Origin of the sequence: Nocardia sp. NPDC004168 (assembly GCF_040610355.1) — a bacterium.
Taxonomy (GTDB): Bacteria; Actinomycetota; Actinomycetes; order Mycobacteriales; family Mycobacteriaceae; genus Nocardia; species Nocardia sichangensis.
The window spans coordinates 63907-87935 of sequence record NZ_JBEXME010000003.1 but is presented as its reverse complement, the minus strand read 5'-3'; the positions used below and the strand labels follow the sequence as shown (position 1 = coordinate 87935).

The 24029-nt window shown below is 69.8% G+C and carries 22 protein-coding genes; 12 read left to right on the top strand and 10 right to left on the bottom strand.

Annotated elements, in window-relative coordinates:
- Positions 1–54: 54 nt before the first annotated feature.
- A complete protein-coding gene (locus ABZW96_RS07355; protein WP_355072282.1) occupies positions 55–2733 on the bottom strand; it encodes a valine--tRNA ligase in 2679 nt (892 codons plus the stop codon).
- A 300-nt stretch (positions 2734–3033) separates the two neighbouring features.
- The gene (locus ABZW96_RS07350; protein ID WP_355072280.1) at positions 3034–3960 is read right to left on the bottom strand and encodes an NAD(P)/FAD-dependent oxidoreductase; all 927 of its coding nucleotides are present in this window, start codon (positions 3958–3960) and stop codon (positions 3034–3036) included.
- A gap of 91 nt (positions 3961–4051) precedes the next feature.
- Here ABZW96_RS07350 and ABZW96_RS07345 point away from each other — a divergent pair, with 91 nt between their 5' ends.
- Both ABZW96_RS07345 and ABZW96_RS07340 read left to right on the top strand, forming a co-directional pair.
- Positions 4052–4645: an XRE family transcriptional regulator gene (locus tag ABZW96_RS07345; protein ID WP_355072278.1), complete on the top strand. Its 594-nt coding sequence runs from the start codon at positions 4052–4054 to the stop codon at positions 4643–4645.
- A 122-nt stretch (positions 4646–4767) separates the two neighbouring features.
- Complete coding sequence (locus tag ABZW96_RS07340; RefSeq protein ID WP_355072276.1) at positions 4768–5466, top strand: hypothetical protein; 699 nt, start codon at positions 4768–4770, stop codon at positions 5464–5466.
- A 27-nt stretch (positions 5467–5493) separates the two neighbouring features.
- Here the strand turns inward: ABZW96_RS07340 and ABZW96_RS07335 are convergent, their stop codons facing one another.
- Together ABZW96_RS07335 and ABZW96_RS07330 are read right to left on the bottom strand one after the other, a co-directional pair.
- Entirely contained in the window at positions 5494–6438 is a 945-nt protein-coding gene (locus ABZW96_RS07335; RefSeq protein WP_355072274.1) for a diacylglycerol kinase, read from the bottom strand.
- Positions 6435–8012, bottom strand: coding sequence for an FAD-binding oxidoreductase (locus tag ABZW96_RS07330; RefSeq protein ID WP_355072948.1), 1578 nt, complete (start codon positions 8010–8012; stop codon positions 6435–6437). The genes ABZW96_RS07335 and ABZW96_RS07330 overlap by 4 nt, the downstream gene beginning before the upstream one ends.
- Before the next feature lie 179 nt (positions 8013–8191).
- Between ABZW96_RS07330 and ABZW96_RS07325 the strand changes: the two genes are divergently transcribed.
- The gene (locus ABZW96_RS07325; RefSeq protein WP_355072272.1) at positions 8192–8827 is read left to right on the top strand and encodes a helix-turn-helix domain-containing protein; all 636 of its coding nucleotides are present in this window, start codon (positions 8192–8194) and stop codon (positions 8825–8827) included.
- A gap of 42 nt (positions 8828–8869) precedes the next feature.
- Positions 8870–10411 carry a glycerol-3-phosphate dehydrogenase/oxidase gene (locus ABZW96_RS07320; protein WP_355072270.1) on the top strand — a complete coding sequence of 514 codons (1542 nt, stop codon included), beginning with the start codon at positions 8870–8872 and terminating at the stop codon, positions 10409–10411.
- Between the two features lie 22 nt (positions 10412–10433).
- Here the strand turns inward: ABZW96_RS07320 and ABZW96_RS07315 are convergent, their stop codons facing one another.
- Together ABZW96_RS07315 and ABZW96_RS07310 are read right to left on the bottom strand one after the other, a co-directional pair.
- Positions 10434–10952, bottom strand: a complete 519-nt coding sequence (locus ABZW96_RS07315) for a GNAT family N-acetyltransferase (RefSeq protein WP_355072268.1) — start codon at positions 10950–10952, stop codon at positions 10434–10436.
- A gap of 43 nt (positions 10953–10995) precedes the next feature.
- Entirely contained in the window at positions 10996–11667 is a 672-nt protein-coding gene (locus ABZW96_RS07310) for a TetR/AcrR family transcriptional regulator C-terminal domain-containing protein (RefSeq protein ID WP_355072266.1), read from the bottom strand.
- Between the two features lie 337 nt (positions 11668–12004).
- Between ABZW96_RS07310 and ABZW96_RS07305 the strand changes: the two genes are divergently transcribed.
- The 4 genes from ABZW96_RS07305 to ABZW96_RS07290 all read left to right on the top strand — a co-directional run bounded on the left by ABZW96_RS07305 (position 12005) and on the right by ABZW96_RS07290 (position 17514).
- A complete protein-coding gene (locus ABZW96_RS07305) occupies positions 12005–13309 on the top strand; it encodes an FHA domain-containing protein (protein WP_355072264.1) in 1305 nt (434 codons plus the stop codon).
- A gap of 398 nt (positions 13310–13707) precedes the next feature.
- The gene (locus ABZW96_RS07300; protein WP_355072262.1) at positions 13708–16005 is read left to right on the top strand and encodes an FdhF/YdeP family oxidoreductase; all 2298 of its coding nucleotides are present in this window, start codon (positions 13708–13710) and stop codon (positions 16003–16005) included.
- 49 nt (positions 16006–16054) lie between these two features.
- Positions 16055–16894, top strand: coding sequence for a formate dehydrogenase accessory sulfurtransferase FdhD (fdhD, locus tag ABZW96_RS07295; RefSeq protein ID WP_355072260.1), 840 nt, complete (start codon positions 16055–16057; stop codon positions 16892–16894).
- A gap of 80 nt (positions 16895–16974) precedes the next feature.
- Positions 16975–17514: a hypothetical protein gene (locus ABZW96_RS07290; protein WP_355072258.1), complete on the top strand. Its 540-nt coding sequence runs from the start codon at positions 16975–16977 to the stop codon at positions 17512–17514.
- 104 nt (positions 17515–17618) lie between these two features.
- Here ABZW96_RS07290 and mihF read toward each other — a convergent pair whose 3' ends face one another.
- Positions 17619–17933 (bottom strand): integration host factor, actinobacterial type, encoded by a 315-nt coding sequence (gene mihF / locus ABZW96_RS07285; RefSeq protein ID WP_039796616.1) that lies wholly within the window; start codon positions 17931–17933, stop codon positions 17619–17621.
- Positions 17934–18418: 485 nt separating this feature from the next.
- Between mihF and ABZW96_RS07280 the strand changes: the two genes are divergently transcribed.
- The 4 genes from ABZW96_RS07280 to ABZW96_RS07265 all read left to right on the top strand — a co-directional run bounded on the left by ABZW96_RS07280 (position 18419) and on the right by ABZW96_RS07265 (position 21408).
- Positions 18419–19213 (top strand): AraC family transcriptional regulator, encoded by a 795-nt coding sequence (locus ABZW96_RS07280; RefSeq protein WP_355072255.1) that lies wholly within the window; start codon positions 18419–18421, stop codon positions 19211–19213.
- Between the two features lie 39 nt (positions 19214–19252).
- Positions 19253–19630, top strand: a complete 378-nt coding sequence (locus ABZW96_RS07275) for a nuclear transport factor 2 family protein (RefSeq protein WP_355072253.1) — start codon at positions 19253–19255, stop codon at positions 19628–19630.
- A 108-nt stretch (positions 19631–19738) separates the two neighbouring features.
- Positions 19739–20308, top strand: coding sequence for a carboxymuconolactone decarboxylase family protein (locus ABZW96_RS07270; RefSeq protein ID WP_355072251.1), 570 nt, complete (start codon positions 19739–19741; stop codon positions 20306–20308).
- A 218-nt stretch (positions 20309–20526) separates the two neighbouring features.
- Positions 20527–21408, top strand: coding sequence for a hypothetical protein (locus ABZW96_RS07265; protein WP_355072249.1), 882 nt, complete (start codon positions 20527–20529; stop codon positions 21406–21408).
- 99 nt (positions 21409–21507) lie between these two features.
- Here ABZW96_RS07265 and ABZW96_RS07260 read toward each other — a convergent pair whose 3' ends face one another.
- From ABZW96_RS07260 to clpX, 3 genes are all read right to left on the bottom strand, one after another.
- On the bottom strand, positions 21508–21774 hold the full coding sequence (locus ABZW96_RS07260; protein WP_355072247.1) for a ribosomal protein L7/L12: 267 nt from the start codon (positions 21772–21774) through the stop codon (positions 21508–21510).
- A 27-nt stretch (positions 21775–21801) separates the two neighbouring features.
- Positions 21802–22212 (bottom strand): STAS domain-containing protein, encoded by a 411-nt coding sequence (locus ABZW96_RS07255; RefSeq protein WP_355072245.1) that lies wholly within the window; start codon positions 22210–22212, stop codon positions 21802–21804.
- 149 nt (positions 22213–22361) lie between these two features.
- Complete coding sequence (clpX, locus tag ABZW96_RS07250) at positions 22362–23642, bottom strand: ATP-dependent Clp protease ATP-binding subunit ClpX (RefSeq protein WP_195131826.1); 1281 nt, start codon at positions 23640–23642, stop codon at positions 22362–22364.
- Positions 23643–24029: the final 387 nt, after the last annotated feature.

Here is a 24029-nt window from a genome sequence, read left to right as displayed (position 1 = left end):
GCGCTCCGCCGCCACGGCCCTCGTCGTCGCCGTATTGCGGTTCCGGCTCGTGGTTCACTTGCCGCTCAACTCCGCCAGTCGGGCCCCGATGCGCGCCACCTCGTCCGCGGCGACCTGCTGCCTGCCGCGGATCTTCTCGACCACGTGGTCGGGCGCCTTGGCCAAGAACGCCTCGTTGCCGAGCTTGGCGGCGGTGCCATGGAGTTCCTTCTGCGCGGCGGCCAGATCCTTCTCCAGCCTGCGGCGCTCGGCGTCCAGGTCGACCGCGCCCGAGGTGTCCAGCTCCACGGTGACCGTCCCGGCGCTCAGGCGGACCTCCACCGACGCGGTCGCGGCGAAGCCCGCGTCCGGCTCGGTGAGCCGCGCCAGGTTGGCGACCGACGCCGCCTGCTCGCCGAGCCCCGCCTCGCCGACCCCGATCAGCTTGGCCGCGACCTTCTGCTTGTCCGCCAAGCCCTGGTCGCTGCGGAACCGCCGGATCTCCGTGATCAACCGCTGAGTGTCGGAGATACGTTGCGCCGCCTCCTGGTCAACGGGCACCCCGGAGGCCTGCGGCCACGGCGCGATCACGATCGACTCGCCGCCGGTCAGCGCCTGCCACAACGCCTCGGTGACGAACGGCACGACGGGGTGCAGCAGGCGCAGCACCGCGTCGAGCACGGTACCGAGCACCAACCGGGTCGCTTCCGCCCGCGCGCCGTCGGCGGCGAACTGCACCTTGGCCAGCTCGAGGTACCAGTCGCACAGCTCGTCCCAGGCGAAGTGGTAGAGCGCCTCGCACGCCTTGCCGAACTCGTAGGCGTCGAACGCGGCGTCCGCTTCGGCGCGCACCGCGTCCAGCCGGTCCAGGATCCAGCGATCGGCGTCGGTGAGCTGTGCGCGATCGGGCAGGTCGCCCACCCGCGCGCCGTTCATCAGCGCGAACTTCGTCGCGTTGAACACCTTGGTCACGAAACTGCGCGAGGCGAGCACATGCGGCTCGCCGACCGAGAGGTCGCCGCCGGGCTGCGCGCCGCGTGCGAGGGTGAAGCGCGTGGCGTCGGCGCCGAAGGCGTTGATCCAGTCCAGCGGGTCGATGCCGTTGCCGCGCGACTTGGACATCTTCTTGCCGAACTGATCGCGGATCAGGCCGTGCAGGAACACGTCCTTGAACGGCACCTGCCGCGCGCCGCCCTTGCCCGTGGTCAGCACGGCGTCCTCGGCGACGTAGGTGCCGAACATCATCATCCGCGCCACCCAGAAGAACAGGATGTCGTAGCCGGTGACGAGCACGCTTGTGGGATAGAACTTCTCGAGTTCGGCGGTGGCGTGCGGCCAGCCCATCGTGGAGAACGGCCACAGGCCGGAGGAGAACCAGGTGTCGAGGACGTCCGGGTCCTGCACCCAGCCCTCGGGCGCCTGCTCGTCGGGCCCGACGCACACCACTTCGCCCTCGGGGCCGTACCAGATCGGGATGCGGTGGCCCCACCACAGCTGACGCGAGATGCACCAGTCGTGCATGTCGTCGACCCAGCCGAACCAGCGCGGCTCCTGGCTCTTGGGGTGGATCACGGTGTCGCCGCTGCGCACGGCGTCGCCTGCGGCCTTGGCCAGCGACTCGACCTTCACCCACCACTGCATGGACAGGCGCGGCTCGATCGGCTCGCCGGTGCGCTCGGAGTGCCCCACGGAGTGCAGGTACGGCCGCTTCTCGGCGACCACACGGCCTTCTCGCGTGAGCCGCTCGCGCACCTTGACGCGGGCCTCGAAGCGGTCCATGCCATCGAATTCGGTTCCGGTGCCGGTGATCCGGCCGCGCTCGTCCATGATCGTCGGCATCGGCAGCCCGTGCCGCAGACCCATCTCGAAGTCGTTGGGGTCGTGCGCCGGTGTGATCTTCACCGCGCCGGAGCCGAATTCGGGATCGACGTAGTCGTCGGCGATGATCGGGATCTGCCGTCCGGTGATCGGATGCTCCAGGGTCGTGCCGATCAGCGCCCGGTAGCGCGGGTCCTCCGGATGCACGGCCACCGCCGTGTCGCCGAGCATGGTCTCCACCCGGGTGGTGGCGACGACGACGTGCGGTTCGTCGTCGCGGAGCGAGCCGTAGCGCAGCGAGACCAGCTCGCCTTCCACGTCCTCGTACTTGACCTCGATGTCGGAGATCGCGGTGCGCAGTTCGGGCGACCAGTTCACCAGCCGCTCGGCGCGGTAGATCAGGCCCGCGTCGTAGAGCCGCTTGAACATCGTCTGCACGGCGCGCGACAGGCCTTCGTCCATCGTGAAGCGGTCCCGGCTCCAGTCGACGCCGTCACCGAGCGCGCGCATCTGCCACTGGATGGCGCCGCCGGATTCCCGCTTCCAATCCCAGACCTTCTGCACGAACAGTTCGCGGCCGAAGTCTTCCTTCGTCTTGCCGTCCACCGCGAGCTGCTTCTCCACCACGGTCTGGGTGGCGATGCCCGCGTGGTCCATGCCGGGCAGCCAGAGCACCTCGTACCCCTGCATCCGCTTGCGGCGCGACAGCGTGTCCATCAGGGTGTGGTCGAGCGCGTGGCCCATGTGCAGCGTGCCGGTGACGTTCGGCGGCGGCAGCACGATCGAGTAGGGCGGCTTGCCGCTGCCGGTGTCGGCGGTGAAATAGCCAGCGGCTACCCAGCGCTCGTACATCTCGGCCTCCACCTCGCTGGGAGTCCAGCTCTTGGGGAGGGCATCGGCACGATTACGCGTGTTGTCAGGGGCTGCGCTGGTCACCCCGCGATTCTAGAGCGCGTCGCCGCGCCGACTTCGGGTCGGTCGACCCGGCTCGCCGCTACCCGCGGATCCGCCGGGCGGCAGCGCTGTGGAAATCGGGCGGGATATCGGCCCGCGGGCGCTCCGGACGAATCGCGCGGAGCGGTATTTCGCGACGGAGACAAAGAAAGGCGGAGTCTTCGGTGGATGAGGGACACCGAACACTCCGCCTATGCCAGTAGCTTACCGGCGATCCGAGGCCGGACTCGGAATCCATAAGCAATTCTCAGCTTCCGGCATTTTCTACCCCGGATATTCCCCTTATCGGGCCGGCACGGTGACGTCGGCCGACACCAAGTCGCCGTTGATCGCGATCGCGGCGGTCGAGCCCGCGCCCGCCGCGGAGATCACCTGCGCAGCCGGATCGCTCACATTACCGGCGGCCCATACGCCCGCCACGCTGGTGCGCCCGGTGGCGTCCGTCACCACCCAGCCGCTGTCGTCGAACGCACACCCGAGCGCCACCAGCACGTCGTCGTTGGCGCGGAAGGTCGGCGCGACGAACATCGCCGTCCTCGGCACCGCTCGCCCGTCGGCCAGCTCCACACCGCGCAGCCGGTCCTGCACCACGAACCGGGCGACCTCGCCGTCGAGCACCCGCACGCCGCGCGCGTCCAAGCGAGCGCGGTCGTCGTCTGACAGTGGCATCGTGTTCGGGAAGAAAATGACGTCGTCCGACCACTGCGGCAGCAGCAGGGCCAAGTGCACCGCCCGCGCCGATGCGCCGGGTTCCCGCCCGCCGAGCACGCCGAGCGGCTGGTCACGCACCTCGTAGCCGTGGCAATAAGGGCAGTGCAGCACGTCGCGCCCCCATCGTTCGCGCACTCCGGGCAGCCGCGGCAGTTCGTCGCGCAGCCCGGTCGCGACCAGCAGGCGGCGCGCCCGCAGCGTCGCACCGCCCCGCAGCCGCAGCACGAACTCCGACTCACCCACCCGTTCCGCGCCGACGACGACATCGGAGATCACCTTTGCGCCGTAGCCCGCCGCCTCCTCGGCTCCGGCCGCCAGCAACTGCGCGGGCGGCATCCCGTCCCGGGACAGGAACCCGTGCATGTGCTCGGCGGGCGCGTTGCGCGGCGCGCCGCCTCCGACCACCGCGACCCGCCGCCGCGCCCGGGCCAGGACCAACGCCGCGGACAACCCCGCCGCACCGCCACCCACGATCACCACGTCATATGTCTCGCTCATCCGCGATCACCTCCACCGACACAGTGCCGTCGCTCGGCGCATATCAGCAACTATTGTTGCCAAATCCGGGACGACGCGGTGCACTGGTGACATGTCCACACCACCAGGCGTCGCCCAAGCCCTCGCCGACATCGGTCCGCGACTCAAAGCGCTGCGGACTCGACGCAACGTCACGCTCACCGCGCTGGCGGAAAGCACCGGGATCTCCAAGAGCACGCTGTCGCGGCTCGAGTCCGGCCAGCGAAAAGCCAGCCTGGAACTGCTGCTGCCGATCGCGATGGCCCACCAGGTGCCGTTGGACGAACTGGTGGCCGCACCGCGGATCGCCGACCCTCGGGTCCACACGACGGCACGAAAGATGAACGGGCTCAGCATTCTTCCGCTGACCCGGCAGCCGGGGCCGTTGCAAGCGTTCAAGATCATCATCCCGCCCGAGCGTGGCGAGCCCGACCCGAAGGTGCACGAGGGTTTCGAGTGGCTCTACGTCCTGTCCGGACGACTCCGGCTGGTGCTGGGCGAACACGATCTGGTGCTCGGCCCCGGCGAGGCCGCGGAATTCGACACCCGCCAACCGCATTGGTTCGGTAGCGCGGGCCGGGGACCGGTGGAAATTCTCAGCCTTTTCGGGTCCCAGGGTGAACGAATGCATCTTCGCGCGCGGTCGGCGGGCCGGAAACCCACATGAACCGATAGTGTCCGAAATGTCCAGTATTGCCGAAAGGACGAAACCTCGGGACTCTGGGAAGGGTGAACACCCCAGGCGCATCTCACTCGGCGAATCACCAAGAAAAACGGGGGTTTTCCCGGATGCCGAACCCGTCTCGGCTGCGGACGCTGGGAGAGGTGAACCCCCCGCTGGAAGCCGTGCCCGGGCACGCCCCCGAACCGCGACCGCCGATCCTGGTCCCGGATGCGCTGCACGATCTACGCGGTCGCGCGGTCGCGGAGATTCGATACCCCGCCGCGGCGGCGCTGATCGTCGCGGGCGTCCCCGGCGCGGGTAAGAGCACCGCCTTGCGCAAATTCTTCGGCGCCGACGCGGCGGCCACCGCACCGTCGCACAGTCCCGCCGGGGTGCTGGTGCTCGACTCGATGCAGGCGCGCAATCGCTGGCGGCCCAGACTCTGGTGGCTGCCCTACCTGCTGTGGCGTCCGGTGGTGCACGTGGCGCACTTCGTCGCTGTTCGCGCCGCGCTGCGTGAGGTCGACGGCCCGGTCGTCATCCACGACTGCGCCACCTTCCGGTGGGCGCGCGTTCTGATCGCGCGCTGGGCGGCGGGACGTGAATTGCACCTGCTCCTGCTCGATGTGCCCGCGCCGGTGGCCAGGGCGGGCCAGCACAGCCGCGGACGACGGATCAATCACGTGGCCTTCCGGCTGCACGTGCGCGGCTGGCGGCGATTGATGAGCGTGGTGGCGACGGAACCCGCGGCCCGCGGTTCCCGGTCGGTCGTCATCGTCGACCGCGCGGCCGTCGACCGCCTTGGGTGCGTGACCTTCGCCTGACCGGCGAAACCGCCGCCTCGGTGCGCCTCAGGGCACCAGGACGGTCAGTGCCGCCGGGACGGCCCTGATGGTGAGCGGCAGGGTGCCCGCCGGTTCGCCGTCGGCCGTGGCGGGCGCGCCCGTGGCGGTCAACGTGACGGCCGCGGCGCGGAACTGCTTGACCTCCGGGTGATTCTGGCGTTTCCCCGCCGACAGCGCGGGCAGCAAGCGCAGCATCTCCCGCCGCGACAGCGCGCCGACCACGGTCAAGTCGAGCAGTCCGTCGTCCATGATCGCGTCCGGGCAGATCAACATGCCGCCGCCGTAGGTGCGGGTGTTGCCGACCGCGACCATGACCGCCTCGGTCTCCAGCAGCGAGCCCATGCCGGGGTTGGTGAGCCCGTCGGTCACCGCGTCCACCAACTCGACGCGGTAGGGAACGGTGAAGCGCCCGGAGATCTCGGCCAGCGCGGCGACGGTATAGCGCAGCCTGCCTTTCGGCCAGCGCATCTCATTGGCGCGCAGCGTGACTCGCGCGTCGAATCCGGTGCCGGTCACCGTGGCGAACCACATCGGCGCGCCGGGCGACTCGATCCGGCCGAGATCGATCGTCCTGGTCCGCCCGCGCAGCACGAGCGCGGCGGCGGCGAGCGGGTCGTCGGTCGGCACACCGAGTTCCCTGGCCAGGTCGTTGCCGGTGCCCGCGGGAACCATGCCGAGCGGGACGCCGGTCTCCGCGACGGCCTGAAGGGTCAGGTTGATCAAGCCGTCGCCGCCGGCGCAGACCACGGCATCGGGCGGCGCGTCGCCCGCGATGACATCTCGCACCTGCTGAACCGTTTCGGCGGCCGAGGGCGCGCACACCTCGGCGACCTCGGCGCCGCCCGCGCGGAGACGGGCGATCGCGGCGCTCGCCGCCGCGCCGCTCTTACCGTGCCCGGACCGCGGGTTGGTCACCACGGTGACCTTGCGTACCGGCGAATATTCGGTCACGGCACCAGCTTTCCCGGATTGAGGATGCCGGCCGGATCGAGTTCGGCCTTCACCGCGCGCAGGACGCGCACGCCGAGGTCACCCACTTCGTCCGGCAACCAGGGGCGGTGGTCGGTGCCCACCGCGTGGTGGTGGGTGATGGTGCCGCCCGCCGCGACGATGGCGTCGCCCGCGGCGCGTTTGGCGGCCTGCCACTGCGCCAGCGGGTCGTCCAACTGCTTGGCGACGACGGTGAAGTACAGCGACGCACCGGTCGGGTAGGTGTGCGAGATGTGGCACATGACCAGCGGGGGCGTCCCCTGCGCACTGAGCGAATCGGTCAGCGCCCCGGTCACCTTCTCCTTCAGCGCGCTCAGATTCGACCAAGTGGTGGCGGTTTCCAGCGTTTCACAGAGCACCCCGACATCCAGGAGCGCGTCGCGCAGGTACGGCGCAGCGAAACGACCGTGCTCCCATTCCCTGGCCGCTGCCTCGCCCAGGGCCGAGCCGCCCGCCGTGGCCAGCAGCGCACCCGCTTCGGCGCTGCGCGCGGCGACGTGCGCGGCACTGCCCTCGTAGGTGGTGACGGCCAGACATCCGGCCACCGGGTTGCCGCCGATATCGCCGGAGCGGGCGAGGTTGATCCCGGTCTCCGCCTCGTCGGACAGCCGGAGCACGGTCGGCGCCGCACCCTCCTGCACCACCGCGCGCAACGCTGCGGCGCCGGTCGCGAAATCGGGAAACGACCACGCCTGATAGGCGACGGTTTCCGGGACCGGGTGCACGCGCAAGGTGACCGCGGTGATCACGCCGAGCGTGCCCTCCGATCCGACGAACAGCTCACGCAGATCCGGCCCCGCCGCCGAGGCGGGGGCGCGCCCGAGGACGAGCGTGCCACTGGGCGTGGCGATCTCGAGCCGCTGCACCATGTCGTCGAAACGGCCGTAGCCCGCCGAAGCCTGGCCGGACGATCGCGTCGCGGCGAAGCCACCGATGGTGGCGAACTCGAAGCTCTGCGGGAAGTGCCCGAGGGAGAAGCCGTGCACGCCGAGCAGTTCCTCCGCGCGCGGGCCGGTGAGTCCCGCGCCCAGTGTGGCAGTGCCGCTGATCGGATCGATCGCGGTGATCGTATCCAGCCTGCGCAGATCCAGGGCGATCACGGCGTCGAAGCGACCGCGCACGGGTTCGACGCCGCCGACCACACTGGTGCCGCCGCCGAACGGCACCACCGCGACGGCGTTCGCCGCGCAGTAGGCGAGCACGGCGAGCACCTCGTCGTGGTCGGCGGGGAAGACGACGGCGTCCGGCGCGTCCTGCGGGCCCTCGGCCCGGCGGCGCAGCAGATCGGGTGTGCTCTTCCCCCCTGCGTGCCGCAACCGATCGCGGTGGTCGGCCGACACGTTCCCGGAACCGACCACCTCGACCAACCCGGCCCGCCGCGCGGGCGTCAACGCCGATTCGCGCAGTGGCACGTCGCCCTCATCGCGGCGCGCCACCGGATCGCCGGACACCCCGAACACCTGCGTCAGCAGACCACGGATCCGCTCCGAAAGTGGCTGGTGCCCAGCCGGGATTCCCCAGGCATCCCAGACCATACTCGCCGCCGACCCGCTCACGCCGGTCTTTGCCGCGGAAGCCGAATCGCCCGCGGCGTGCTGCCGTGTTTCCACCATGCGTTACAGTTTGACATAGACTGTCAAGCAGTAACGAAGGTTCGGACCATTCCCCTTGGTCGACGCCAGCCGTCGGCCGATCAACCCCCGGTGGTGACACCTTGACCGCTCCTGACGACTCCGCCGAGCGCCTCTCGGCGACCGACCTGGCGATCCTCGACGCCGCTCGCGCGTGCGTGGAGGAATTCGGCGTGCGCCGCACCACCCTCACCGAAGTGGCGCGGCGAGCGGGCGTCAGCAGGCCGACCGTCTACCGCCGCTGGCCGGACACCGGCGCGCTGGTGGCCGAGCTGCTGGTCCGCGAGCTGCGCGGGATCGTGGCGGCGACCATGCCGTCGGCGGGCAGCGCGCGCGTCAGGCTGGTCGAGGGCGTGGTCGCGGGAGCGGCGACGGTCCGGTCGAATCCTCTGTTCGGCAAGATCTTCCGTACCGACACCGATCTGATGCTCACCTACGTCTTCGGCAGGCTGGGGCGCAACCAGCGCGCTCTGATCGAGCTGTTCGCGGCGGGTATCCGCGACGGCCACCGGGACGGCTCCATTCGCGGGGGCGACCCGGAACGGATGGCCACGATGCTGCTGCTGATCGCCCAATCCGCGGTGCAATCGGCGGGCACCGTCGCGCCGCTGCTGGCGGGCGAGCATCTCGACGCCGAACTCCGTCGCGCGATCGACGGGTACCTGGACGACCACACCCGGGAGACGACCGAGGACACCGACCGGAGACAAGCGCGATGAGCCGTCTTCGCACCCTTCTCGCCGTATCCGAAAGGCATTGTGATGAGCACTGATCCGGGGCACACCGGGGACTCCGCGTTGAACGCCGCCCGCCGTGCGGCGGATCTGTCGCGGCTCGGCGACGGCGCCGAGGTCGACGTGCTGGTGATCGGCGGTGGCGTCACCGGCGCGGGCGCGGCGCTGGACGCCGCGGCCCGCGGGCTGCGCACCGTGCTGGTGGAACGCCACGACCTGGCCTTCGGCACCAGCCGCTGGAGTTCCAAGCTGGTGCACGGCGGCCTGCGCTATCTCGCGAGCGGCCGCGTCGGCATCGCCCACGAAAGCGCCTCGGAGCGCGGCATTCTCATGCGCACCACGGCGCCACATCTGGTGCGCCCGCTGCCCCAACTGGTCCCGCTGCTGCCGAATATCGGCACGACGCAAGCCGCACTGGTGCGCGCCGGTTTCCTGGCGGGTGATCTGTTGCGGCGTGGTGCGGGCACCCCCGCGGCGCTGCTGCCCCGGTCCCGGCACGTCGCCGCCGCGGAGGCGGTACGGCTCGCACCGACCGTGCGCCGCGCGGACCTGCGCGGCGGGCTGCAGGCATGGGACGGACAGCTGGTCGACGACGCGCGCTTGGTCGTCGCACTGGCGCGCACCGCGGCGGCCAACGGCGCGCGCATTCTGACCCGCGTCGAAGCGCTCGACGTGACCGGGAATTCGGCGACCCTGCGTGACACGCGCACCGGCGAGACCCTGGCGGTGCGGCCGCGCGCCGTGGTGAACGCCACCGGAGTCTGGGCCGATCAGGTGGATCCGAGCATCCGGCTGCGCCCGAGCCGCGGCACCCACCTGGTGTTCTCCGCCGCGTCCTTCGGCGGCCTGTCCGCGGCGCTCACCGTACCGGTGCCCGGCAGCATCGGCCGCTTCGTCTTCGCCTTCCCCGCCGCGCACGGCCGGGTGTACCTGGGGTTGACCGACGAGGACGCGCCGGGCCCGGTTCCCGACGAGCCGAAGGCCACCGACGGCGAGATCGATTTCCTGCTCGAGACCATCAATCCCGCCCTGCGCGAGCCGCTGACCCGCGCCGATATTCGCGGCTCCTACGCCGGGTTGCGCCCACTGCTGGAGACCGCCGACGACAGCACCGCCGACATCTCGCGCAAACACGCGGTGCTGCGTTCCCCGAGCGGGATCGTCACCATCGTGGGAGGCAAACTCACCACCTACCGCAAGATGGCCGAGGACGTGATCGACGCCGCCGTCACGCACAACGGTCTCGCCGCGGCACCGTGCCGCACCCGGCGGCTACCACTGGTAGGCGCGGTCTCCGGAGCGGCGCGCGACCGCATCGACGCGCCGCCGGTGCTGATCGAACGCTACGGCGGTGAGGCGGACGCCGTGCTGGCCGCCGCGCGCCGTGATCCTGCCCTCGCCGAGCCGGTCGCGCCCGGAATCGACGTACTCGGAGCCGAATTCGCGTTCGCGGTGTCCCACGAGGGCGCGCTGGAGGCCGACGACCTGCTGGATCGGCGCACGCGCATCGGCCTGATCGCCGAAGATCGGGCCGCCGCGGCGCCCGCGGCCGTACGCGCCCTCGCCTGACGGCACGACGCGTCCGGGCGGCTCAGTCCATCGACCATGCGGACAGTTCCGCGCGCATGCACGCGCGCGGCCAGCGGTCGAGGCCGTGGGCCTGCTCGGCGGCGCGCAGCGCGACCAGCCCCGGCGTCTCCTCCCCCGCCGACAGGTAACGGAAGCCGAGCCGCTCGTAATACGGCCCGTTCCACGGCACCTCGATGAACGTCGTCAGCGTCATCGCGGGTAGGCCCGCGACGGCGGCCCATCGGGCGGCCTGGTCGAGCAAGCGCTTGCCGATCCGGCGCCGGGCGTGATCCGGGCGCACCGAGACCTGCTCGATGTGGGCGTTCCCGTCGACCACTGCCGCGACGAGGTAGCCGATCGGCAGGTCGTCGTCGGTCCACACCCAGGCCCGCCCGGCCTGCTGGAACTGTCGCAGAGTCGCCAGCGAGGGCGGTTCGTCGTCGGCCACGGTCGTCATCCCGATTCGCGCGAACGGCTCGCCCGCCGCGCGCTCGATGTCCTGGAGCACGGGGAGGTCTCGGGATGTCGCGGGTCGGATCACCGGCCCATTGTCGGTCCGCCCCCACGACATGAACCAGCGAATTTCACTGCGCCCGCGTGGCGAGGATGCCGTTGAGCAGCACTTGCACGGCCCAGGCCGCGCGCGCCGCACCGCCGCCCGCCAGCAGAGCCTCCCGCATGGCCACGACGGTCGGATAGCGGTCGGCGGGCAGTTCGGCGAAGCGACGCTCGATCGCGGCGAGGTACTCCTGCTCGCTGCCGCCCCCGATGCGGTGCGCACTCTGTTCGGACGCCGACGCGGTGATGTGCAGGAACAGCAGGTCCACCGCCCACGACGCGGTCAGCTCGTCCAGTCCCGCCTCGGTGAGCGCACCGAGCATCAGCTCCACCAGCCGCAGGGCGTTCGGACTGCTCGGAATCACACCGAGCGCGACGAGCGCCAGCCCTTCGTGCCTGCTCATCGCCGCCACCGTGGCATCGACCAGCTCGGTGAGCCGCTCGCGCCAGCTCGCCCAGGCGGGCTCGGGGACGGAACCGAGGACATGGTCGAGCATGGCGGCCATCAGATCGTCGCGATTGGCGACGTATACGTACAGCGAGGCGGCGCCGGTGTCCAAGTCCTGTGCGACCCGGCGCATGGTCAGCGCCGCCGCTCCATCCCGGTCCAGGATGCGCAGGCCGGTCTCGACGATCACCTCGCGGCTCAGCGGAGCTTTGGCCGGGCGGGCCCTGCGGCTGACGGCTGCTGCGCTCATGAGCCGAGCATAACGAGGGACGAACGCCGTTCGGGTGAGCGGCGCAAGTCCATGCGCGTCCGGAGCTGCCGCGAAGAGGCCGATCCGGCGGGACGGAGCAGGCCGCCGAACGCCGCTTGCTGCGGAAAACACCACAACATGCAGCTCACAGCCTTTGCAAAGGTTGGCGGCGACCGCTCACGAGAACCCGCCCGACAGAGCGTGATTCGAGAATCCGATGACACGGCGAGACGTTCGCACTGTCCGCTTCGCGATACGCGCAGACCCCGGTTCGGTTGTCGCCGACGCTCTATGCTGGCTTCGGTATGCCGGTAGTGCGCCGGGAAGGAGGGCGCGGGTGCGCAGAAAACCGTCCACCGTGGGTGTCGCACCGGGCGACGGACTCGTCGCCCGTTTCGGTGCGGTCGTCGCCTACCTCGGGGCCGAAACGACCTCCACGGACCGAATACTCGGCACCATCGAAGCCGTGGCCGAAGGCGAGCATCCCGGCGCCGCGCTGGCGCAACGCTTGGCCGCGGTGATCTTCGGCAGCACCGTCCAACCGCCGCCGTTCGGTGTGGTCGCCCCCACCGCGGACGGCGTGCTGATCCTGTTGCGCGGACCGGTCACCGCGGAGATCCAAGGCGCGGAGGGCACCCGCCGCCTCGACGGCGGGCGTGCGTTCACTTGGGTGGACGAGATCGTGCGCGAACCGGTGCGCCGCATCACGATCGGCGCGGACACCGGCGAGCCGCCGACCGCCTTGCCCCGCACCGACCTGCGCGCCGGCGTGGTCCCCGGCGGCGGCTTCGTGCTGCACGCCGCGGTACGACGCACCGGAAAAGCCGCCGAACCACGCACGTCCGAGCCTTCCGCGCAGGCCGAGCCCGAGGCGACGGCGGCGGCCGGTTTCGCGGCGATGCCGGAACCGACCGGCGCGTCCGACGCCGTCGCGCAAGCATCGCCCGCTCCGCGACCGACCGGTGCGTCCGACGCCGCCGCACAGGCAACGCCGATCCCTCGGCAGACCAGCGCCGCCGACGCCCTCGCACAGGCAACGCCGATCCCTCGGCAGACCAGCGCCGCCGACGCCCTCGCACCAGCGACACCCAGGCCGACCGAGTCGGTCCGCCCCTTCGCCAAACCGCGTCCGCCCCGGCCGGTCCCGGACCGACCGCCGGCGTGGTCCCAGGTGCAGCCCGCGCGCGAACCGGTCGCCCTGCGCAAAGCGCCCGAGAACGGCGGAACGCGAGCCATGAGCCCGGCGGCGCTGTCCGGAGACGCCGTCGGTGCGCTGGTCACCGAAGAAGGGGCGGCCTACCCGTTGGACCGCGCCTACGTCATCGGGCGCGGACCGCAGGTGGACGAGGCGGTCCGCACCGCCGCCGCCACTCCGATCGTCATCCAGCGCGATCGCCATGTCTCGCGGGTCCACGCCTATGTGTCGGTGGACGGCGGCAAGGTGTACATCCGGGACGCCGCCGCTACCTCCGGCACCTTCATCGCCGGTCCCGGCACCGACCAGTGGACCAGGATCAGCACGTCCCCGACCGAGCTCCCGCCCGGCTGGCGGGTCCGCATCAGCGAGCGGGTCCTCACCTACCGAGGCGACGAGCAGCGCACGGGCACGGCGGATATCGCGGGAGCGCGCCGCCGTTCGTAGCCGCCGAGGGCGCCGGCAAAGTGGCCGCGGTGACGAGTTCGCCTGCCAGCACCGGCGCCCGGGTACTCGAACAGCGTCGCCGCGCCCGCACACGCACGGCATCGGGCACCCGGACCGGCGCCGACCACCGAGCCGCAGTGCGGTGGACTGCGTTCGAGCATGTCATGACCCCGGCGCTCGCGGCTGCCTCGCACCAGGGCGCCGCACAGCGTGAACGGCTCGCCGAGCCGCCGCGCTCGCGGAACCGGGCTCCGGGTCGGCCCCTCGCACGGCCGAGGCCAGGCCGCACCACGGCCGTGTACCGGACGGCTTCGCGCCCGGCTCACCGGCCTCGCGCCGGGGACGGCCGATCAACCGGTCGAGTCGAGCCCGGATCGCGCGGGGAGCACAATGGCGACATGCACCGAAACGGACCGAGCCGCGACATCGACGAGTCCGAGCTGACGGTGACCCCGCCCGAAGAGCAGGCCGCGGGCGTCACCGCCGTGGCGGTGGCGTTGAAACGCTCGATCGAGGAGATGGGCGTCATCCGCACGGCGCGCACCCTGGCCCGGGTCAATCAGGTGCACGGCTTCGACTGCCCGGGCTGCGCCTGGCCGGAGCCGAGCGGCCATCGCAGGCCCGCCGAGTTCTGCGAGAACGGCGCGAAGGCCGTCGCCGAGGAAGCCACGCTGCGCACGGTGACTCCCGAGTTCTTCGCCACCCACTCGGTGGCGGACCTGAGCGACAAATCCGGCTATTGGCTCGGGCAGCAGGGCAGGCTGACCCACCCGATGGTGCTGCGTCCCGGAGACACCCACTACCGGTCGATCGCCTGGGACGACGCCTACCGTTTGATCGCCGACACGCTACGCGGGCTGGACTCGCCGGACGAGGCGGTGTTCTACACCTCCGGCCGCACCAGCAACGAGACCGCGTTCCTCTATCAGCTGCTGGTGCGCAGCTACGGCACCAACAATCTGCCGGACTGCTCCAACATGTGCCACGAGTCCTCCGGCGCGGCGCTGTCGAGCTCGATCGGGATCGGCAAGGGCTCGGTCTCCATCGACGACTTCGCCAAGGCCGACCTGATCATCGTCGCGGGACAGAATCCGGGCACCAATCATCCCCGGATGCTCAGCGCGCTGGCCGCGGCCAAGGCGAACGGCACCCGGATCGTCGCGGTGAACCCCCTGCCCGAGACCGGGCTGCTCGGCTTCCGCGACCCGCAGACGATCAAGGGCGTCACCACCGGCGTGCCGATCGCCGACGACTTCCTGCAGATCCGCCTCGGCGGTGACCTGGCCCTGTTCCAGGCGCTCGGCCGCCTGCTGCTGGAAGCGGAGGACCGCGCACCGGGCACGGTGGTCGACCGGGCGTTCGTCGACGCCCACTGCGCGGGCTACGCCGAATACGAAAAGCACGCGCGCACGGTCGATCTCGACACCGTACTGGAAGCGACGGGTCTCACCGCGGCCGAACTCGAGCACACCGCCGAGCTGTTCGCCCGCTCGCGCAACATCATCCTGTGCTGGGCCATGGGCCTGACCCAGCAGGCCCATGCGGTGGCCACCATCGAGGAGGCCACCAATCTGCTGCTGTTGCGCGGCATGATCGGCAAACCGGGCGCGGGTGTGTGCCCCGTGCGCGGTCACTCGAATGTGCAGGGCGACCGCACCATGGGCATCTGGGAGAAGATGCCCGACACCTTCCTCGACGCCCTCGACCGCGAATTCGGCATCAGCAGCCCGCGCGAGCACGGCCTCGACACCGTCGCCGCCATCCGCGCCATGCGCGACGGACAGGCGAAAGTCTTCATCGGCATGGGCGGCAACTTCGTCTCCGCCACCCCCGACACCGCCGTGACCGAAGCCGCGCTGCGCGACTGCGCGCTCACCGTGCAGGTCTCCACCAAACTCAACCGCAGCCACGTCGTGCACGGCCGTACCGCGCTCATCCTGCCGACGCTCGGGCGCACCGACCTCGACCTGGCCCCGGACGGCGCCAAGAATCAAGTCTCCGTGGAGGACTCGATGTCGATGGTGCACCTGTCCACCGGACGGTTGCGGCCGGTCAGCGACCAGCTGCGCAGTGAAGTCGCCATCGTCTGCGAACTCGCCCGGGCAGTCCTGGGCCCCGACCACCCGGTGCCGTGGGCCCGCTTCGCCCGTGACTACGACAGCATCCGCGACGCCATCGCCCGCGTCGTGCCCGGCTGCGCCGACTACAACGCGAAAGTTCGCGGCCGGGGCGGCTTCCAGCTACCGCATCCGCCGCGCGACGCCCGCGAATTCCGCACCGCCACCGGCAAGGCCAACTTCGCGGTCAACGAGCTGACCTGGCTGCCGGTCCCCGCGGGCAGACTGATACTGCAAACCCTGCGCAGTCACGACCAGTACAACACCACCATCTACGGCCTGGACGACCGCTACCGCGGCATCCACAACGGCCGCAAAGTGGTGCTGGTCCACCCCGAGGACATCACCGCGTTCGGTTTCCGCGACGGCGATCTGGTCGACATCGTCTCCGAGTGGACCGACGGCACCGAGCGCCGCGTCGAAGGCTTCCGCCTGGTCTCCTACCCCACACCGCGCGGCAACGCCGCCGCCTACTACCCCGAGACCAATCCCCTGGTGCCACTGGACCACGTCGCGAAACGATCGAACACGCCAGTCTCCAAAGCGGTCACCATTCGGTTCGAGGCGAGCAAGGCATGACCAGCCGGGTCCGGCCGCAGGACAGTGCTCGCGCCGAAGGGAACACGGCATGAGCCGCGTCACCGCTCGCCGCCGGATGCGCCGGATCTCGCCCAGCGGGCAGATCCAGCGCCCGGACACCTTGGCCGTCGAAGAACCGCTCGAGATCCGCATCGACGGGCAGTCGCTGACGGTCACCATGCGCACCCCCGGCAACGACATCGACCTGGTGCACGGATTCCTGCTGAGCGAAGACGTCATCGGTTCCGCCGAGGACATCGTGGCGGCCCGCTACTGCGCGGGCACCGACGACCAGGGCCGCAACACGTATAACGTCCTCGACGTCACCCTGCGCACCCCCGTGCCGGTGTCGACCCGCTCGTTCCTCACCACCGGAGCCTGCGGACTGTGCGGAAAGACCGCCCTGGACGAGGTCCGCAAGCGCACCCGATTCCCTCTGCCCGCCGCAGGCCCGGTGGTGGACACCCGGGTACTGGCCGCGATGCCCGGCATGCTGCGTGACCGCCAATCGGTGTTCGAAGCCACCGGCGGCTTGCATGCGGCGGGCCTGTTCACCACCGACGGGCAAGCGCTGGCGGTGCGCGAGGACATCGGCAGGCACAACGCGGTGGACAAGGTGATCGGCTGGGCACTGCGCGAATCCAGGGTGCCCGCCCATGATCTGGTGCTGATCGTGAGCGGGCGCGCGTCGTTCGAACTGGTGCAGAAAGCCGTCATGGGCGGAATCCCGATGCTCGGCGCGGTCTCGGCGCCGAGTTCGCTGGCCGTCGATCTCGCCGCCGACGCCGGACTGAGTCTGATCGGCTTCCTCCGCGGCGACACGATGAACGTCTACACCGTCCCCGAGCGGCTGCGCACCGATCCGGGCGCCGACTCGTTGTTGGCCTGACTCACTATTGCCCGCGCCGGACGCCCGTTCTACCGTAACTGCACGGAGCCGGAACGGATTCGGCGAGAACGGAGCGGCCGATGCGGATATCGGTGGAGGGGAACTCCGAGGGCCTGCGGATGCGGATGCGGTTCGAGCAGTACCGCCGCCTGCTGCTGACGCGGATCGTGCTGGCCGTCTTGGCGGTACAAGGAGCGATCGTCGGCCTTTGGGCCACGTTCGCGCCGCATTCCTGGTACACCAGTTTTCCGGGGTTCGGCGCCAAGTGGGTGGCGGCGGACGGCCCTTACAACCACCATCTGGCGGCCGACGTGGGTGCCTTCTTCCTGGCGCTGACAGCGGTGACGATCGCCGCGCTCGTGGTCAACCGAACCACGGCGGCCCGGATCGCGGGCGTCGGCTGGCTCACCTTCGGTGTCCCCCATTCCCTTTACCACCTCTTCCACAAGCCCGCGGACATGGGCGCGGCGAGCTTCACGGCCAGCCTGATCGCGGCGTTGCTGCTCGTGATCGGCGGAGCGGCCTGCCTCTTCCTGCCGCCGCGAGGCGAGTTGTCCCTCTCCGACCCGCAACCGGTGACGCTGCGTTTCCCGCGCCGCCGTCCGCGCGCCGTCCGCTGATCGGCGAACCCGGCAGCAGAGTCCGGGACGCCCGTGGGAGATCACCACGGGCGTGATCCGGTGGATCCGCGGATGACGCCGCGACTTGGCGAATTCCCCGACCGTCAGTCCTTCAGCGCTTCGAGCAGTGCCGCGCGCTGACGCGCACCGAGCCCGCCGATCCGGCGATCTTCCGGGATCTCCGCCTGGTCCATCAACTTCGCGGCCTTCACCGGCCCGACACCGGGCAGGGCCTTGATCACCGCGGCCACCTTGGTCTTCTTCACCAGCTCGTCGGAGTCTGCCTTCTTCAGCAGATCCGCGACCGAAACCTTGCCCGCCTTCACCTTGCCGATCAGTTCGGAGCGTGCCTTGCGGACCGCAGCCGCCTTGGCCAAGGCCTCGGTGCGCTGCTCTGCGGTCATGGTAGGCAGTGCCATGTCTCCTCCGCTTCCACTCGTCACTCGAACATCTGGTTGACCGGACCGAGTAAACAGCACGGCACCGGGAGCGCAAGCTCGACACACCGGGCACGAACTGCGGAAATGACGATGAATTTCCCCGGTTCGCGCCGTCGGAATCAGTGGACGGCCGACGGGCTACAGACGAATAGGACGAAAGGAACACCACGTCACGGAGCTGTCCCTCGCCCGGATCGTCGCGTGGGACGACACGTACCGAGAACCCCGAGCAGAAGCGGTGCGCCGGGACGGCGACTACTCCGAAGCGGCCGTCGCCGCGCGGTAACGCGGGATGAGCCGTTACCGACAAAGTCAGCAAATACCGAACGCGGGTCTGGTTCAACGGCGAACCAAGGGGGATCAACGGCGATCCCCCGGGCCCGCTCGGGTCACACCGAGCGGAGCCTTCACCCCCGGACAACAGAAAATATCGCGGTTCGCACGGCCCGTGACAGCATGACGGCATGGAGCCGAGCACTCCGCCGGGGACGACTGCGTCCGCGATTCTGTGGCTATGGCCTGGGCAGGCGATCTATCGCGGACCGTCCCTGCGTCCGGACGCGCATTCCACCGCCGTGAACTGTCTGGCCGTTGGGTTGGACGCGCCGTTCACACTCGCGACCGATGCCGTCACGCACACCGTGCGCAGCGCGCTGATCCCGCCGCGCCGGGTGCACCGCGTCGTCGCGGGCGGCGACCAGATGATGTTCTGCTATCTGGATCCGGGGTCGCGGGGCGCCCGAGCCTGCCGGGATCGGATGATCCGGTGGCACGCTGAATTCGGACTCGGCCATCGGGCGGAGGCCGCGCTCGCCACGGCTGCGAGCGGCACGTGCCCCGATCCGCGCTCGCTGGCCGAACTCATCGGCGCCGGGCCGGTCCCCACGCCGGACGACCGGGTAGCCGAGGCGATGGCGACCCTCCTCGCCCATCCCGCGCGGGAGTTCACCGCCGCCCGGTTCGCCGCGGCCGCGCACCTGTCGGAGTCGCGCTTCCTGCATCTGTTCGCCGCCCAGGCGGGCACCTCGTTCCGGCGGTACCGGCTGTGGGCCAGGATGCTCGGCGTCGGCCGCGCGCTCGCCGAGGGCGCGAACCTCACCGCCGCGTCGGCCGACGCGGGCTTCGCCAGCCCCTCACACTTCAGCGACGCTTTCCGCACCCTGTTCGGCTTGTCGGCCACCACACTGCTCGCCACCGGAGTACGGATCGTCGTGCTGGACGAAGCGGAAGGGATCGAATCGGGCGTCCGAACGCGCTAGGCTACAAATTAGAACACGTTTCATTTCGGAGGAGACTCGATGGCCACACAGATTCGCGACGTGGTGGAGCAATACGTCAAGCTGGTCGGCTCGGGGCCGACCGAGGACATCGTCGCCCTGTACGCGCCCGACGCGATCGTGGAGGACCCCGTCGGCACTCCACCCAAGCGCGGCCACGAGGCCATCCGCGAGTTCTACGAGGTGATCGCCGCACTGGATCGGGAGACCGAGCTGCGGCCGGAGGACGTGAGAATCGCGGGCAATCAGGCCGCGTTCCCGTTCACCATCGTCACCAAGGTCGGCGGGCAGCGCTTCGTCCTGTCACCGATCGATGTGATGGAGTTCGACGAAGAAGGCCGGATCACCGGGATGCGCGCCTACTGGAGCCAGGAGGACATGCGGGTCGAGCCCGAGTAGCGCGCGCGGCGGCCGGGTGCGCCAGGTCACATCGCGGCCCCATCACATTCCGGCACGGTCTCTCGTCCGAGAAGTAGGAAACACATCCGCTGATCGAAGGAGATCGACATGAGCGCCACCCGTATCGCCGCCGTCACCCCGCAACACGCGGGACCGACGACCAAGCTGCTCTACCGGCTGGCCAAGCGCCGCTTCCGCGAAGTGCCGGAGCCCTTCGCCGTCACCGCCAACCATCCGAAATTGCTGAGGGCCAGCGCGGTCCACGAGACCATGGTCGGCAAGGCCAGCACCGCCCTGCCCGCCGTAATCCGCGAGATCGCGGTGTATCGCACGGCGTGGACGATCGGCTGTTCGTGGTGCGTCGACTTCGGAGCCATGCTCATGCGCCTGGGCGAGCTGGACGTCGCGCGGCTGGAACACATCGCCGACTACGCGACCTCGCCGCTGTACTCCGACGACGAGCGCGCCGCCATCGCCTACGCCGACGCGATGACCGCAACGCCGACCACGGTCACCGACGAACAGGTCGCCGACCTGGAGCGGCGCTTCGGCCGAGCGGGTGTGGTGGAGCTCAGCTATCAGATCGCGCTGGAAAACTCACGCGCCCGGTTCAATTCGGCGCTCGGGATCACGGCGCAGGGTTTCAGCACCGATTCGTGCCGGGTGCCCTGGTCGTGAAAAGGGCCGCGGCGCTGCGGGAATGGTGCGATCCGACCTGGTACTTCGGCGCCGCGTTCACCCGGGGCTGTCGTTACGGCCCGGAATGCACTAAGAATAAGAGGTGTTGACGTCGCCTGGCCGTGCCGCGGCCGGCGGGCTACCTTCGCGAGTTTCGGTGCGGGGTAACGGCGTCTTCGGTTTCTCGAGTTCCCCTCCGCCCGACCGTTTGGAGCCGCATGCTCGACGAACAGACCCCGGACGACGACGTCGCACGGCTGGCGAGACGAGTCGAGAAGGCCCGCGGCCGTCTCGCCTACCAGTTCGACCCGGCTCTGACCGGCGCGCTGTCGGAGGAGGAACTGCTCGCTGAACGCGAACTGGCCGAACGGATCCGGACCCAGGACCGCGAACAGCGCTGGAAGCACGCCGAGGCGGGCGCCGCGGCCTCCGACCGGGCGCGGCACACCGCGGAGGCCATCGAGAAGGCCGAGATCAGGGACCTGCTTTTGGCGCGCAAGGCGATTGCCGCGCAGCGGCGCGCGTCCAGCCCGCACGCCAGGTTGGCGTCGCTGTACCGGCACCGCTCCTGGTCGCTCGGCGCGCTGGCCGGCGTGGTCGCCGCCGGAATGCTGTGGTCGGCGGTCAACGTTCAGCACAACATCGCCCCGGGTGGCCCGGACGACCCACTGTACTGGTTCAGCTACCTGCTCGAGGCGATGATCAGCGTGTCGCTGATCATCATCATGATCGGCACGAACAAGGTCACCGAATGGGGCGTGCTGGACAACCGGAGCCAAGTGGCGGCGGCGGAAATGGCCCTGCTCGCGCTCACCGTCGGACTGAACACCTACCCGTACGTGAGCGCCGGGCGATGGTTCGACGCCGCCGTGCACGGTGTCGCCCCGGTGATGATCGGCGTCGCCCTGCTCATCCACGATGCCGCGAGCGCGCGATACGGACGCGCGATCGGCTATGCCACCGAGCAGGTGCGGAGCTTGCCCGACCCGACCGGGCACGACCCCTTGCCGGAACGCTCCGCGGCGGACAGCCTGTCCAGCGCGGACGCTGACTTCCCAGTGGATCTGCACACCCCCGTGGTGCAGGGCGCACACAGCTAGACCTATCAGCCTGCGGTGCGGGGCAAGTCGTCGAAGAATGCCCGCTCTACTTCCGCGCCGGCGCGCGAGCCGTCGAGCCCTGTGCTCGCGCTCCGGTGATCAGTACGGATACCGGCGTTCGACCGCTTCCTTGGCCTCTTTCAGGCCGCACCCGGTGAGTTCGCGATACCGCTTGATCGCGTGAATCTTCTTGCCCTGCGCCAGAAGCGCATCGATCTCGGCCATGCCGTCGCCGCGCGGGACCGCCGGCACGGCACGCGGCGGCACGGCCGCTGCCTGCGCCTCGATGCCCAGATGGGTCATGATCAGGTCGAGCTTGGCGTGCAGGGCGTCGACCTTGCGCTCCAAGCGCCGGTTGGCGAACATGCCCCGATGGTATCGACCCCGGCCGCGTCAGGCCGCGTCGAGCACGGCGTCGGCGAGACTCGACATCGTCTCGAAGCGCGCCAGATCTCCCGCCAGCTCCAGCAGCCGGTCCACACACCGGGGTCCGGTCACCAGGCGCATCCTACGGCCGGTCTGGGCCAGCATGGACCGCGCGTCGACCAGGACGTGCAACCCGGCGACGCCGAAAAACGTGATCTTCGACAGATCTACGACCACCACAGGCGCCGCCGTGCCCAGCGAGCCGATCAGCCTGCGTCGAAACACTTCGACGGTGTAATGATCGACTTCGCCCGCGAGCGCGCACAGCGTGACCGCGTCGCTCGGCACTGTGACCGAAATCTTGAGCCGCTCGGCGGGGTGATCGGCATTGCGAGCGGCGGTGAGAACGTACGTGGGGTTGGCCAAGCCTGTCGACATGAGGACCTCGGTCCAGTCGCCCGCGAGCAATCTCGGAAACGGGCTTGCTCGCGGGTTCAATGATGCGCCCCGGAGAAAAACGCCGGAACTAGGCTGTCTGCTCAACCCTCACAGAGGAGTACCCCCTGCGACGGGTCGCCACACCCGAATTACGCCGACTTCTCCCGGCGCTCCGGCCGCTGCGCCTTGCGCGGCACGATGGTGGGCAGGACGTTGTCGTTGACCGTATCCGCGTTGACGACGACCTTGGCGACGTCGTCGCGGCTGGGGATGTCGTACATCGCGGGCTGCAGGACTTCCTCCATGATCGCCCGCAGGCCACGCGCGCCGGTGCCGCGCAGAATCGCCTGGTCGGCGACCGCCTCCAGCGCGTCATCGGTGAACTCGAGGTCGACCCCGTCCATCTCGAACAGCCGGACGTACTGCTTGACCAGCGCGTTCTTCGGTTCGGAGAGGATCTTGACCAGCGATTCCTTGTCCAGGTTCGTCACCGACGCGACCACGGGCAGGCGGCCGATGAACTCCGGGATCAGGCCGAACTTGATCAAGTCCTCTGGCATGACCTCCGCGAAGTGATCGGTGGTGTCGATCTCGGCCTTCGACCGCACCTCGGCGCCGAAACCGATGCCGCGGTGGCCGGTGCGGTCGGAGATGATCTTCTCCAGACCGGCGAAGGCGCCCGCCACGATGAACAGCACGTTGGTGGTGTCGATCTGGATGAACTCCTGGTGCGGGTGCTTGCGCCCGCCCTGCGGCGGCACGCTCGCCTGAGTGCCCTCCAGGATCTTCAGCAGGGCCTGCTGCACGCCCTCGCCGGACACGTCACGGGTGATCGACGGGTTCTCGCTCTTGCGGGCGATCTTGTCGACCTCGTCGATGTAGATGATGCCGGTCTCGGCGCGCTTGACGTCGTAGTCGGCCGCCTGGATCAGCTTCAGCAGGATGTTCTCGACGTCCTCGCCGACGTACCCGGCCTCGGTCAGCGCGGTGGCGTCGGCGATGGCGAACGGGACGTTCAGCATCTTCGCCAGGGTCTGGGCGAGGTAGGTCTTGCCGCAACCGGTGGGACCGAGCATCAGGATGTTGGACTTGGCCAGCTCGACGGTCTCGCCGCGGCTGTCCCGACCCTTGTCACCGGCCTGGATGCGCTTGTAGTGGTTGTAGACGGCCACCGCGAGAGTGCGCTTGGCGGTGTCCTGGCCGATCACGTAGTTCTCCAGGAAATCCCGGATCTCGGCGGGCTTCGGCAGCTCATCGAGTTTGACCTCGCTGGACTCGGCGAGTTCCTCCTCGATGATCTCGTTGCAGAGATCGATGCACTCGTCGCAGATGTACACCCCTGGTCCCGCAATGAGCTTCTTGACCTGCTTCTGGCTCTTTCCGCAGAACGAGCACTTCAGCAGATCGCCGCCATCTCCGATGCGCGCCATCTCGTGGGTCCCTACTTCCTTGTCCGCGTGCAACCGTCCGTCCAGGTTGCCAGCTGTCCACCACTTTCGCAGCCGCAAACGCATCGGCTGATTTCGTGGCCGGTGGGGCAGTGCCGTCAACCGGGAGCAAAGGTCCCTAGGTTGACCGTACCCGGTGTTCGGGATGGAGGTCGACAACTCGCGCATGTTTCTCGCGCGGGTTGTGCGAGTCGTCACGAGCCATACCTCCGCACCGCCCGCCGCGCGGCGCCGTCGGTTCGAACAAATTCTCGAACCGCGGCGGCGCGAGGGCGGCCCGGCCGGGCGGTATGCCCCATTGCGTACTTCCCGGCCGGAATTCCCTGTCACAAAGCAATTTAGAGCGAACAGCCCCGGGATCGGCAATTC